The organism is Pseudoalteromonas sp. SG41-2 (assembly GCF_014164535.1).
GTDB classification, from domain to species: domain Bacteria; phylum Pseudomonadota; class Gammaproteobacteria; order Enterobacterales; family Alteromonadaceae; genus Pseudoalteromonas; species Pseudoalteromonas rhizosphaerae.
Genome location: NZ_JACJFK010000021.1, coordinates 1 through 12,706 on the forward strand (window position 1 = coordinate 1; position 12,706 = coordinate 12,706).

Sequence of the window (12,706 nt, forward strand, 5' to 3'; positions counted from 1 at the left end):
TAATTTAAGTTGGTAATGTGATGTAGTATATTTTGAAACTGCTTGGAAGCCATATTGCACCTGCCGTTGTTGGGTTTCAGTACATTAACTATAGTTCACCAACACCGAAAGACAACATAGCCATAAAAAAACAGTATCTAGCATTTGCTTTAAGTAATCAAGAGTCGGTTAGTTGTTTTAGAATATCAGCCATAACTTGATTGTTATATTGATGGACGATGCGTTGACTCTTAAAAAGCTGTGGTAATTCAATTAACAAAACGACGATGATTAAAAATACGCCAAAGCTATAAATAGTGAGTATGCCAATTAGCATCAGCGTTAAATTCACCGCACCACGTTGAAATCTACCTAAGTAAAAGTGGTGTAAACCTGCGGCAAAAAACCAATTCAGTACCGCATAAGTATCAGGGTCTTTAACGAGACGCTTTTCTTGCTGGTAAAATAGTTTACGCTGTTCAGGGGACAATGCATTTACTTCTGAACGAAGCTGCTCTTCTTGAGCATTTAGTTGTTCTGATGTCATGGCATTAATAAGAAGCCTTAAGGAAGTGGATCGGATTTTACGGTTACACAGTCGGGGTTATTGCAACGCCGTATTCTTTTTACGCCAATAAACAGACCTTTCACTAGCCCATATTTAGTAATTGCTTGATGAGTAAACTCTGAGCAGGAAGGACTGAAATTACAACTAATATTAAAATGTGCCTTAGCGCCGCCATTTTTTTGATAGCGGCGAATTGCACTAAGCGTCATTGCTTTAAGCACGGTTTCTGCCTAACGTTAAGATCACAGCTTCGCGTGACCAAAATAGCAAAAAACGTTTGCTTTCGATAACCTGAAATACCAGTTGCCAGCCATTTTGTGCTTCATCATTAAGTGTTGCTTCTAGCCTTTTAAGTGGTAACCCGCTCGAACCTAGCAGCAATGTGCCACAGCCACCTTCAACAACATGCAATACTTTATATTCATTAAAATTAGACATCGAGTTTCCTATAGTTTGTTTTTTTTGATAGATAATTCTGTGATTTTAAAAGTGACACCTGAGACTAACCAGATATGATTTTCAACCTAATATAGCTGATTTTTGTATCATTTACTTAAAAAACAGCTGTTTTTCAATTTTTTTCGCAACTTTTTTCTAAGCCGATTTATCAACGCTAGTACAGTTACTTAGGGTCACTTAGCTCTCTTCATTTTAGCCTATTCACAGTTTGTCAACCTTGAATTATCAGTTCCATTACTTTAACCTTTATTTTTATTGAACGTTCAATTAATAAAAATATGCCTAAAGTTGGAATGGAACCTGTCCGTCGTCAGCAGCTAATTGACGCTACTATTAGTTCGGTTGCTGAATTTGGCTTACAAGCAACAACCATTAATAGTATCAGTAAAAAAGCAGGATTATCGTCGGGCATTATTAGTCATTATTTTGGTGGTAAGCAGGGCTTGATAGAAGCCACTGTGCGTTATTTATTAACCAATCTAAAACACGAGCTGATCAAACAAGTAACGCCAACAACGACCCCTGAGCAAAGGTTAATGCTGATAATAGAAGCTAACTTTGCCAGATTACAACAGCGCAGCGATACCACTAAAACTTGGTTAAGCTTTTGGGCGCAATCGATGCACGATGTTCAGTTGCATCGCTTACAGAACGTAAATAGCCGACGACTTCTTAGTAATTTAGTCAGCTCATTTAAACAATTGATGGGTGATGATGAAGCCAAACTTGCAGCGCAATTATGTGCGGCAATGATCGATGGCTTATGGTTAAGAGCGGTACTAAGTAAGTCTGATCAAGATCAATTTGCACATTGTGAACAGCTAGCAAAAAACTTTGTATGTTCACTTATCAAACAGTATGGAGCTTAATGTGACAACACCTGTTTATCAAAACTTTATCAATGGTCACTTTTTAAAAAATCAAAGTGGCGAAACATTTGCAGTTAAAAACCCAGCAACAGATGACGTAATTTATTATGTAGAAGTGGCAGATGCGTTTATTCAAAATGCGGCTATTCAAAGTGCTAAACAAGGATTTGCTGCATGGTCAACTATGAGTCCGATTGAACGTAGTCGTATCTTACTAAAAGCGGTTGCATTATTGCGCGAGCGTAATGATTTACTTGCAAAAATAGAAGTGCTAGATACCGGTAAACCATGGCAAGAAGCCGAGTGTGTTGATGTGCAAACTGGCGCTGATGTAATCGAGTATTTTGCAGGGCTAGCACCTGCCCAAGTTGGCCAGCAGCAAATGGTTGGCGAAGATTTTTATTATACCCGTAAAGAGCCATTAGGGATTTGTGCCGGAATCGGTGCGTGGAACTACCCGCTGCAAATCGCTTGTTGGAAATCAGGCCCAGCTTTGGCTGCCGGAAATGCATTTATTTTTAAACCTTCTGAAGAAACGCCACTTGGCGCAATTAAGCTTGCCGAAATATTCATCGAAGCGGGTGTACCTGCAGGCGTGTTCAACGTGGTGCAAGGTGCAGCAGAAGTTGGCCAGTGGTTAACACAATCAGCTGATATTGAGAAAGTATCGTTTACCGGCGAAGTAGGCACAGGTAAAAAAGTAGTTGCTAGTGCTGCGGGTTCATTAAAAGATGTCACCATGGAACTTGGTGGTAAATCACCACTGCTAGTATTTGATGATGCCGATATTTCACAGGCAGTAAGTGCTGCAATGTTAGGTAATTTTTATACGCAAGGTGAAATTTGCACTAACTGCACCCGTATTTATGTTCACAAAAATGTTTATCAGCAATTTATTGATGAGCTTAAAACACGCACTGAAGAAAATATTATAGCGGGCGATCCACTCGATCCTAACGTTAACTTTGGCGCATTAATTTCCAAAAAGCATCAACAATTAGTGATGAGCTATATCGATAAAGGCATCAGCGAAGGTGCAACGTTATTAACGGGTGGTAAAACGCTTAGCCCAGCCTCTGCACCAAACGGTTACTTTGTTGCACCAACGGTATTTATTGATTGCACTGATGATATGACGATCGTCAAAGAAGAAATCTTTGGTCCCGTAATGAGCGTATTAACGTTTGATGACGAAGATGATGTAATTCACCGTGCTAACGATACTCACTTAGGCCTTGCTGCAGGCGTGTTTACCAAAGATATTAAGCGCGCACACCGTGTTATTCATCAGCTGCAAGCAGGCATTTGTTGGATCAACAGCTACGGCAATTCGCCAGCAGAAATGCCTGTGGGCGGTTATAAGCAGTCAGGTATCGGTCGTGAAAATGGTATTGAAACACTTGATCATTACACCCAAACTAAATCGATTTATGTCGGTATGACTAATATAGAGAGCCCATTTTAATGACTGCACTAACGTATGATTACATCATAGTGGGTGCAGGGTCGGCAGGCTGTGTACTGGCTAATCGTTTATCCGAAGATAGCAGCAACCGCGTTTTATTATTAGAGACTGGCGGCAGCGATAAAAGCATTTTTATTAAAATGCCTACCGCGCTATCAATTCCGATGAATTCAGATAAATACGCGTGGCAGTTTCATAGTGAAGCTGAACCGTATCTAGATGATCGTCAAATGCACTGCCCGCGTGGCAAAGTGTTAGGTGGCTCATCATCTATTAATGGCATGGTGTATGTACGTGGCCATGCTAAAGACTTTGATGAATGGCAACAACATGGTGCACAAGGGTGGGATTATCAATCCTGTTTACCGTATTTTCAAAAAGCAGAATCATTCTATTTAGGTAAAAACGACTATCGTGGTGATCGTGGCCCTTTGGGTGTGAACAACGGTAATGAAATGGCGAACCCGCTTTATAAAGCCTTTATCAAAGCGGGCCAGCAAGCCGGATATGCAGCCACTGACGATTATAACGCAGCGCAGCAAGAGGGTTTTGGTCCAATGCACATGACCGTTAAAGACGGTGTGCGCAGCTCTGCAAGTCGTGAATATTTAGACCCAGTGAAGTCACGTAAAAACTTAGTTATTGTTACTGGTGCGTTGGCTGAAAAGGTGTTGCTTGAAGGCAAAAAAGCCGTTGGCGTGCAGTACAAAGTTAATGGCGATATTGTTAAGGCAAAGGCCAGTAAAGACGTTATTTTAAGTGCCGGTCCGATTGGTTCGCCGCATGTCTTGCAACTTTCGGGTATTGGCGACAGCGAAATACTTAAAGCCGCAGGTATCGAGGTTAAGCACCATTTACCTGGAGTTGGGCAAAACCTGCAAGATCACTTGGAGTTTTATTTCCAGTATAAGTGTAAGCAGCCAATTACCTTAAACGGCAAGCTTGGCCTTATTTCAAAGGGCCTTATTGGCGCGCGTTGGTTATTAAACCGCAGCGGTCTTGGGGCGACTAATCATTTTGAATCTTGTGCATTTATTCGCTCAAAACCGGGGGTTGAGTGGCCTGATATTCAATATCACTTTTTACCTGCGGCAATTCGTTATGACGGTAAAAGTGCTTTTGATGGCCATGGTTTTCAAGTCCATGTAGGGCATAACAAACCTAAAAGCCGCGGTGCAGTAACAATTAAATCGGCTGATCCATCGGTTGCACCTAAGATCCAATTTAACTATTTACAGCATCAAGATGATATTGAAGGGTTTAGAGCCTGTGTGCGTTTAACGCGTGAAATCATTGAGCAAAGTGCGTTTGATGATTACCGCGATGGCGAAATCCAACCAGGTAAAGAGATTCAAACCGATGAACAAATAGATGCTTTTGTACGTCAGGCAGTTGAGAGTGCTTACCATCCTTCATGTTCATGCAAAATGGGTGAAGATGAACTGGCAGTAGTAAACTCAAACACTCAAGTACATGGCATTGAGGGACTGCATGTGGTGGATTCATCAATCTTCCCAACGGTTCCTAACGGAAATTTAAATGCGCCAACCATTATGGTGGCAGAAAAAGCGGCTGATCTAATTTTAGGTAGGCCACCACTTAGTAAATCGCAAGCAAAGGTTGCTGTTGAATCTCAATGGCAAACTGTGCAGCGTAGTTCGGAGATCTAATAAAGTCACCTGCAGCATACTTTGTGCTGTGGGGCTTGCAGTGGCGCGCATCATAAGTTGTTTGTGGTGCGTTAATGCGAGACTAAAAACACGGAGACATAATGATGTATTTTCATTTATTTTGGGGAGGGAATTATGACCTTATGGCTTAGCGCAGGCATTATTTTCACCCTACTAACAATTGTTGCAATTTTAGTAAAATGGGGCAATGTAAAGTGTGTTGGCGTCACACCGGTAAGAACATTTACCTTTATCGCCATCTTATTCACATCAGGCTTAGATGTTGGCTTGATCATGTTTCCACTCACTGAGTTTGCAGGTTATGCAGACATAAAAGCAAGCCCAGAGTACGCGTTTGCCAATCCACTAGCTATCGAGTTTGGTTATTGGGGCTTTCTGATCTGGGGATTCTATTTCCTTACGTGCTTTTATTTCTGTGTAATAGAACCTAAAGTGAAATTTTTCGAAATTCCTTGGGTTAAATTAATCAATAATGTAGTTATTATTGGTACTTGTGCCTTCACCGCTTTCTTATTGCTCTCTAACCTACCTTGGTATTTACCTAGTCTAGGTGATGGTGAGTCGATTATTCCGTCATTTTATTTAATTGTATTCGCAGCTATTTGCTTTGCGGTGTATTCAAGCACCGATATTAAATATGTACGTTTTCTAAGTATTTCAACTACCTGGTTATTTATAGCGCTAATTGGTTTTATGTGGTTTGGCGCATTTATGGGCGAAAATGGCCAAGTGTCAGATTTTACAAATAATTTAACGTTAATTGGTAGTTACTTTGGCAATATTAATCAGTTTGTACTGCCACTCAATGATTACCATGAGTTTTATTTATTTTGGTGGTTTGCGTGGAGTATTATGATTGGTCAATTCACATCGCGTTTTGTCGGTGGATTAAAAACCTATCAAGTATTGGGGGCAATGTTAATTTTCCCTTCAATCCCAATCGCAATTTGGTTTGGCGTGCTTTATCAGTATCACGAAGCAGGTATTGCTACGCAAGGGATCAAAAATATTGCAATGGTATTTGTTGGCGTAGTGTTTGTGATCAACTCGCTTGATTCACTGATCCGTTTATACACCGACAATATGGGTATGACGGTTAAACGTTTAGGTAAATTTAAATATATTGCGCTAAATGTTGTCGCTCTTTCATTATTAACCCTATTATTTAAGCAGAACTTTCTACAAATCCAGTGGGTCGGGGTGTTAGTGATTGGTTTGTTCTTTGCGTGTGCAGCCTATATTGCCTATAGCAAAGTTAAAACTGTGAGTAACATTGATAGTTCGCCGAAAGACAACAAAATTGACTACACAAAAATTGAATCAGCTAGCTAGATATTAGCTTATACAGTAGCGAAGGAATTAACATGACAACACAAAAAACATTATTAGCAGTCGCATTACCGTTTGCACTTTTTTCAACCTCAGTATTGGCTGATTGGTCAGCAACCGTAACCGGCGCATCAGATTATACCTTTAATGGTGTGAGCCAAACGCAAAACGACCCAGCGCTACAAGGTAGCCTTGATTATTCATTTGGCGAGTCAGGCATGTATGCTGGCACGTGGGCGTCAAACGTTGACTTTGGTGACGACACAAATATTGAATGGGATGCTTACTTCGGTCGCTATGCGCAGTTAAATGAAGCGCTCAGTATTGATTACGGCCTTGCGTATTACAGTTACCATGGGCAAAGCAACTCAAGCGATGGTAACTACTTTGAAGCTTACACTAAATTTGGTTACGCAAGTGAGTTAGGGCAAACAGAGCTTAACTTCTGGTATAGCTGGGATTATTTTGGTACCGGCGCAGGTCATGTGATTTCTATGGTTGCACACACCATTGAACTTGCACCTAATCACGCACTGCGTGCCAGCTTTGATATTTCAAATTCACTCGATGGCGATAAGTTTGCATGGGATACCGATGGTAAATCGTATAACCACTATCGTCTTGCTTATCAAACAAGTTTAGCGGGTTTTGACATTGAGGTAGCGGGCGAGAACACCAGCCTAGATATTGATACTGCAGATGAGCGTATTGTATTGTCGATAGGCCGTACATTCTCACTATAATTACAGTGCTAGGCAATACTTTTTACATGCGCGGCATAAAGCCGCGCATTATATCTATAAGTCATAGATGATTCGTTATCATTTGTTACATAGAAAATAAACTATGTATTGATTAATTGGTGAAACATATAAGGCCATTGTTAAACCGTAAATTTAGCTATTCGTTGTTGCGCTTATCAGTGTTACGCAGCGAGATTTATAATGTCTCGCTGTACTCAGTCATGATCTGTTCAACCCAGTTAGCGATACGCTCATCACTGTGTTCGTATTGGCTGTCTTCATCAAGGGCTAAACCAACGAAGTGTTTGCCATCTTCGGTGAGTGCCTTAGAGGCTTCAAACTCATACGTGCTGTCGTTCGGCCACAATCCTAATAAAGTATATTGTTGGCTACTTATTTCATCATGTAACATACCAAGTGCATCTTGAAACCATTGACCATAACCTTGTTGATCGCCCATGCCAAATAAAGCGATGGTTTTGCCATTGAGATCAACATCTTTAATGTCGTCCCAAATCGACTCCCAATCTTCTTGTAACTCGCCAAAATCCCATGTGGAGATACCAAAGATGATAAAGTCGTAATTTTCTGCATTTTTTAATGGTTCATCTTTGATGTTATGCAGGCTGACAATGTCTTGACCGATAATATCGCGAATTTTTTCTGCTGCTATTTCTGTATAGCATGTGGTAGAACCATAAAATAAACCAATTTGCATCGTATTTATCACTGTGTATTTGCCTGATATGATAGGCTGAAGTTTACCGTAAGGTATTATTAATTGATACCTTGATAACTATGAGAATAACTGTGACCACGTTACCTGATCATGAGTCATTAGACTCAGCCATTACAGATCACGACGAACTACTCGGTAATAGCGATTATCTTGAATCTTTTTTAGATAACCTCTATTTAGAACAACACGTAAGCGATAACACTTTATCTGCGTATCGCAGCGACTTGGATAAATTTTGCCACTTTTTAAAAGGTCAAGATTTGCTCACCGTGAGTGGCCAAGATATTGAAAGCTATTTAGCGCATCGTGTTGATTTAGGTTTAAAGCCTCGCAGTACGGCGCGCAGTATTAGCGCGTTAAAGCGCTTTTACCAATACTTTGTGCGTGAAAAACACATTACTGATTCGCCAATGGTAAATATTGCTCAGCCTAAAGCGGGCCTATCATTGCCGAAAACGTTGTCAGAAAATGAAGTAGAAGCACTTTTGGCGGCGCCTAATGTTGAAGAGCCGATGGGCTTGCGCGACAAAGCTATGTTAGAGCTATTATATGCAACGGGTTTACGGGTTAGCGAGTTAGTTGGGTTGCGTATTGAACAAATTAATTTGCGCCAAGCGGTGGTGTTTGTTAAAGGTAAAGGTAATAAAGAGCGTTTGGTGCCGCTTGGCGAAGAGGCTATGTATTGGCTCGAGCAATTTTTAAAAGTGGGGCGCGCGCAAATGATCAAACATGCCACCGATTTTGTGTTTCCGTCAAAGCGTGGAGTCGGTATGACTCGACAAACTTTTTGGCATCGTATTAAACACTATGCTATTTTGGCAGCAGTTGAATCGCCTTTATCGCCCCATACGTTGCGCCATGCGTTCGCAACACACTTACTAAATCATGGTGCTGACCTAAGGGTTGTACAGATGATGTTAGGGCATAGTGATTTATCAACCACACAAATTTATACCCATGTAGCTAATGAACGGTTAAAATTGGTACATCAACAACATCATCCGCGCGCTTAGTGAGAATTTTTTCGTACTTCGGCGGTCTGAGTAGTTAAGAATTATCAGGATATAAGAGAACATTATGAAAAAGTTAGTATTAGCCGGTGCGATATTAGGCACCAGTATAAGTGCGTTTGCCAATGGCGTTGCAGCCATTCCTGATGCCAACGATCCAATCGTGACTAAGTTTGCAGAGCTAGGTGTTACTGTTAAGCAAATTAGCCCAAGCCCAGTGGCCGGTTTAAAAGAGTTGATCACTGATAAAGGCGTGCTGTATGCAAGCGCAGATGGTCAATACTTAATGCAAGGCACCTTGATTGATTTAAATAACCGTAACAATCTAACCGAGCAAGCGCTTAATGGCGTTCGTAAAGAAGGCCTAGCGCAATACGAAGACTCAATGATTGTTTACAAAGCTAAAAATGAGAAACATAGCATAACTGTGTTTACTGATATTAGCTGTGGTTATTGCCGTAAGTTACACCGCGAGCTTGATGATTTACTTGAAGCGGGTATTACCGTTAAGTATTTAGCGTTTCCACGTGGTGGTTTACAAGGCTCAGGCTATGCAGATCTAATGAATGTTTGGTGTGCTAAAGATCAACAAGAAGCAATGACAGCAGCAAAATCGGGCGCTGATACAAAAGTAATGGCCGGTTGTCATGCCCCAGTTGCAGAACATTATCAGCTTGGCCAAAGTTTTGGCATTAGCGGTACACCAGCAATTATTTTAGAAGATGGTACGATGATCCCAGGTTATCAGCCTGCGGCCGCATTAGCTGCTGCGTTAGACGCTAATAAATCGTCATAGTATTATGCTTTTTATAAAAAGGCCGTTAAGGCCTTTTTTTGTCTTTATTCCTTAATCTAAAAGTACCGCGCCTGCATGAAAAAATTAATTGTTGCTCGTGATCATCATGATGATTCACACCTGCCAAGTCATTTGCACCCTGTTATTAAACAAATTTATGCTAGCCGCCAAGTTAATCATGCCGATGAGCTAAATAATAGCGCAGCCACTTTGCATGACTTCAAATTATTTAAAGACATAGATAAAGCCACCGCTTTACTTCAACATGCTCTGCGAGCGCAAAGTAAAGTGCTGATCGTGGGTGATTTTGATGCCGATGGCGCAACCAGCACCGCTACCTTAATGCAAGGCTTAGCGATGTTTGGTTTTGTTCATTTAGACTATTTAGTGCCAGACAGATTCAGCTTAGGCTATGGTTTAAGTCCCGCGTTGGCCGAGCAAATAGTCACTATGGCACCAGATCTAGTGATCACTGTTGATAATGGTATTTCCTGTATTGCTGGCATCGCAATTGTAAAAGCCGCGGGCATTAAAGTGCTGGTTACCGATCACCACTTGCAAGGCGAACAACTACCCAATGCTGACGCTATCGTTAACCCTAATCGCCATGATTGTGAGTTTCCATCAAAATCAATCGCAGGAGTCGGGGTTGCATTTTATTTATTGATTGCGCTTAGAAGTGCATTGCGTGATGTTGGTCATTTTGCGCAGCAACCACCGCCTAACTTAGCCGATCTGCTTGATATTGTAGCGCTAGGTACGGTTGCTGATGTGGTGGCACTGGATGCCAATAATCGCACCTTAGTTCACCAAGGTCTAGCGCGAATTCGTAGCGGCAAAACACGCCCAGGTATTACAGCGCTGATTGAGGTCGCTAATCGTAACGCAGCGCGTTTAAGCGCCAGTGATTTTGGTTTTTCGCTTGCACCACGCTTAAATGCCGCAGGACGTTTAGATGATATGAGTTTAGGCATAGCTTGCTTACTAGCTACTGATATCAATCAAGCGCGACGCATAGCCGCTGAGCTGGATAGTTTAAACCATGAGCGTCGAGAGATAGAGCAGGGCATGCAACTTGAAGCACAAGCCGTGCTAGATAAGCTCGCTTTTAGCGATGAGCAAACACCGGATGCTATCTGTTTATATCAAGAAGACTGGCATCAAGGTGTGATCGGTATTTTAGCGGGACGTTTAAAAGAGAAATACCACCGCCCAACAGTAATTTTTGCTGGTGGCGACAACGGTGAAATAAAGGGCTCTTGCCGCTCGATTGAAGGCTTGCACATGCGTGACTTGCTTGAGCGCTTAAATACCTTGCATCCACATTTGATCAGTAAATTTGGTGGTCATGCTATGGCGGCCGGTCTGAGCATTAATGAGCAGCACTTTAGTGAGTTTAAACGTGAGTTTGAGCAGGCGGTAAGTGGGCAGTTAAGTGAAGAGCATAAACGCTGTATTATCTTAACCGATGGCGAGCTTGCTGATGACTGCTTTAGCATGGAGTTTGCAAATGTACTCAAACAAGCAGGGCCATGGGGGCAGCAATTTCCAGAACCCGTGTTTGAACACACTTTTGAACTCGTACAGCAGCGCATTGTTGGTGAAAAGCACTTAAAGCTGGTATTAAAACACCGTTCAGGGCGTTTGGTTGATGCTATTGCCTTCGGTATTGATGTGCGCGAGTGGCCTGATACTGAAGCGCGCTTGGTGAAATTGGCCTATCAGCTCGATATCAATGAGTTTAGAGGTAAATTTTCATTACAGTTAATTGTCCGTGAGCTGCAAAAAGTAGCTTAAAAAATATCTATTATCGATGCATAAAGTACTAATAAAACGCACGGTTTTTTGTTAAAATCGGGCGTTTTATTATTTAAAGCAAAATTTAAATAATTATTAGCATAATTTTACCTGGCGATTAGCCGCGTAAACCAGCCATTTTGGAGTAATGTACATGTTTGAAGTGAATCCTGTGATTAATCAAATCAAGGAAATTCGCGAACGTACTGAACTGCTTCGGGGGTACCTTTGACTACGCTCTTAAACAAGAACGTTTAGAAGAAGTTAACGCCGAACTTGAAGATTCAGCCGTATGGAATGAGCCCGAGCGAGCACAAGCACTAGGTCGTGAAAAGTCAGCATTAGAAGCGGTTGTTGAAACTATCGATAATCTAGTAACTGGTACTGACGATGTTGAAGGGTTGCTTGAACTTGCAGTTGAAGCAGAAGATGAAGAGACCTTCAATGAAGCACAAAGCGAACTGACAGACTTAAACGAACAGCTTGAAGGTTTAGAATTTCGTCGCATGTTCTCTGGCGCACATGACGCAAATGATGCTTACCTTGATTTACAATCAGGCTCAGGCGGTACAGAAGCTCAAGACTGGTGTAACATGTTATTACGCATGTATTTACGCTGGGGTGAAGCCAAAGGCTTTAAAGTTGAACTGGTAGAGGCCACTGACGGTGATGTTGCCGGTATTAAAGGCGCAACCGTGCGCTTTGTTGGTGAATACGCGTATGGCTGGTTACGTACAGAAACTGGGGTTCATCGTTTAGTACGTAAAAGCCCATTTGATTCAAGTGGCCGTCGTCATACCTCGTTTGCTTCTGCATTTGTTTATCCAGAAGTTGACGATAATATTGAGATTGATATTAATCCGGCTGATTTACGTATCGACGTATACCGTGCATCAGGCGCGGGTGGTCAGCACGTAAATACCACAGAATCTGCGGTACGTATTACCCACGTACCGACAAATACGGTAGTGCAGTGTCAGAACGAACGCTCTCAACATAAAAATAAAGCACAAGCGATGAAGCAGTTAAAAGCGAAGTTATTTGAGCTTGAGCTACAGCAGCAAAATGCTGAAAAGCAAACCCAAGAAGATGCCAAATCTGACATCGGCTGGGGCAGTCAAATACGTTCATACGTACTTGATGATGCGCGCATTAAAGATTTACGTACCGGCGTTGAAAACCGTAATACCCAATCGGTACTTGACGGCAATTTAGATAAATTTATTGAAGCCAGCTTAAAATCTGGCCTATAACCACCAAG

At 41.7% G+C, this 12,706-nt stretch carries 13 protein-coding genes; 9 read left to right on the plus strand and 4 right to left on the minus strand.

All coding sequences use genetic code 11. The annotated features are described in order from the left end of the window. Positions 1–157: 157 nt before the first annotated feature. The 3 genes from H5186_RS15990 to H5186_RS16000 are packed head-to-tail and all read right to left on the minus strand — an operon-like array spanning position 158 to position 985. The gene (locus H5186_RS15990; RefSeq protein WP_182718001.1) at positions 158–526 is read right to left on the minus strand and encodes a TM2 domain-containing protein; all 369 of its coding nucleotides are present in this window, start codon (positions 524–526) and stop codon (positions 158–160) included. 17 nt (positions 527–543) lie between these two features. Next, complete coding sequence (yidD, locus tag H5186_RS15995; protein ID WP_220491300.1) at positions 544–756, minus strand: membrane protein insertion efficiency factor YidD; 213 nt, start codon at positions 754–756, stop codon at positions 544–546. A 4-nt stretch (positions 757–760) separates the two neighbouring features. After that, positions 761–985, minus strand: coding sequence for a DUF4177 domain-containing protein (locus H5186_RS16000; RefSeq protein ID WP_145240804.1), 225 nt, complete (start codon positions 983–985; stop codon positions 761–763). A 299-nt stretch (positions 986–1,284) separates the two neighbouring features. Between H5186_RS16000 and betI the strand changes: the two genes are divergently transcribed. From betI to H5186_RS16025, 5 genes are all read left to right on the plus strand, one after another. Next, positions 1,285–1,875, plus strand: coding sequence for a transcriptional regulator BetI (gene betI / locus H5186_RS16005; protein WP_145240806.1), 591 nt, complete (start codon positions 1,285–1,287; stop codon positions 1,873–1,875). 1 nt (position 1,876) lies between these two features. Further along, a complete protein-coding gene (betB, locus tag H5186_RS16010; RefSeq protein ID WP_145240808.1) occupies positions 1,877–3,340 on the plus strand; it encodes a betaine-aldehyde dehydrogenase in 1,464 nt (487 codons plus the stop codon). Further along, positions 3,340–5,010, plus strand: coding sequence for a choline dehydrogenase (gene betA / locus H5186_RS16015; protein ID WP_182794676.1), 1,671 nt, complete (start codon positions 3,340–3,342; stop codon positions 5,008–5,010). Before betB ends, betA begins: the two co-directional genes overlap by 1 nt. Positions 5,011–5,145: 135 nt before the next feature. Beyond that, positions 5,146–6,363: a BCCT family transporter gene (locus H5186_RS16020; RefSeq protein WP_182718003.1), complete on the plus strand. Its 1,218-nt coding sequence runs from the start codon at positions 5,146–5,148 to the stop codon at positions 6,361–6,363. Between the two features lie 32 nt (positions 6,364–6,395). Further along, positions 6,396–7,103 carry a TorF family putative porin gene (locus H5186_RS16025; RefSeq protein WP_145240814.1) on the plus strand — a complete coding sequence of 236 codons (708 nt, stop codon included), beginning with the start codon at positions 6,396–6,398 and terminating at the stop codon, positions 7,101–7,103. Positions 7,104–7,299: 196 nt separating this feature from the next. Here H5186_RS16025 and fldB read toward each other — a convergent pair whose 3' ends face one another. Continuing rightward, positions 7,300–7,821 carry a flavodoxin FldB gene (gene fldB, locus H5186_RS16030; protein ID WP_149981789.1) on the minus strand — a complete coding sequence of 174 codons (522 nt, stop codon included), beginning with the start codon at positions 7,819–7,821 and terminating at the stop codon, positions 7,300–7,302. An 80-nt stretch (positions 7,822–7,901) separates the two neighbouring features. Here fldB and xerD point away from each other — a divergent pair, with 80 nt between their 5' ends. The 4 genes from xerD to prfB all read left to right on the plus strand — a co-directional run bounded on the left by xerD (position 7,902) and on the right by prfB (position 12,698). After that, complete coding sequence (xerD, locus tag H5186_RS16035; RefSeq protein WP_220491296.1) at positions 7,902–8,855, plus strand: site-specific tyrosine recombinase XerD; 954 nt, start codon at positions 7,902–7,904, stop codon at positions 8,853–8,855. 64 nt (positions 8,856–8,919) lie between these two features. Further along, positions 8,920–9,648, plus strand: a complete 729-nt coding sequence (gene dsbC, locus H5186_RS16040) for a bifunctional protein-disulfide isomerase/oxidoreductase DsbC (protein ID WP_145240834.1) — start codon at positions 8,920–8,922, stop codon at positions 9,646–9,648. 75 nt (positions 9,649–9,723) lie between these two features. Beyond that, a complete protein-coding gene (gene recJ, locus H5186_RS16045; RefSeq protein WP_182740130.1) occupies positions 9,724–11,445 on the plus strand; it encodes a single-stranded-DNA-specific exonuclease RecJ in 1,722 nt (573 codons plus the stop codon). A 154-nt stretch (positions 11,446–11,599) separates the two neighbouring features. Next, positions 11,600–12,698 (plus strand): peptide chain release factor 2 gene (gene prfB / locus H5186_RS16050; RefSeq protein WP_145240838.1). Its coding sequence is split into 2 segments (ribosomal slippage): positions 11,600–11,674 and positions 11,676–12,698, totalling 1,098 coding nucleotides; the frame shifts between segments, so codons are not numbered across the junction. Positions 12,699–12,706: the final 8 nt, after the last annotated feature.

Bases quoted from the DNA above. Each gene is read 5' to 3' on its own strand.
- xerD (WP_220491296.1), top strand. From the start codon at position 7,902: ATGAGAATAACTGTGACCACGTTACCTGATCATGAGTCATTAGACTCA.
- betA (WP_182794676.1), top strand. From the start codon at position 3,340: ATGACTGCACTAACGTATGATTACATCATAGTGGGTGCAGGGTCGGCA.
- H5186_RS16020 (WP_182718003.1), top strand. From the start codon at position 5,146: ATGACCTTATGGCTTAGCGCAGGCATTATTTTCACCCTACTAACAATT.
- fldB (WP_149981789.1), bottom strand. From the start codon at position 7,821: ATGCAAATTGGTTTATTTTATGGTTCTACCACATGCTATACAGAAATA.
- yidD (WP_220491300.1), bottom strand. From the start codon at position 756: ATGACGCTTAGTGCAATTCGCCGCTATCAAAAAAATGGCGGCGCTAAG.
- H5186_RS16000 (WP_145240804.1), bottom strand. From the start codon at position 985: ATGTCTAATTTTAATGAATATAAAGTATTGCATGTTGTTGAAGGTGGC.
- H5186_RS16025 (WP_145240814.1), top strand. From the start codon at position 6,396: ATGACAACACAAAAAACATTATTAGCAGTCGCATTACCGTTTGCACTT.
- dsbC (WP_145240834.1), top strand. From the start codon at position 8,920: ATGAAAAAGTTAGTATTAGCCGGTGCGATATTAGGCACCAGTATAAGT.
- H5186_RS15990 (WP_182718001.1), bottom strand. From the start codon at position 526: ATGACATCAGAACAACTAAATGCTCAAGAAGAGCAGCTTCGTTCAGAA.
- recJ (WP_182740130.1), top strand. From the start codon at position 9,724: ATGAAAAAATTAATTGTTGCTCGTGATCATCATGATGATTCACACCTG.
- betI (WP_145240806.1), top strand. From the start codon at position 1,285: ATGCCTAAAGTTGGAATGGAACCTGTCCGTCGTCAGCAGCTAATTGAC.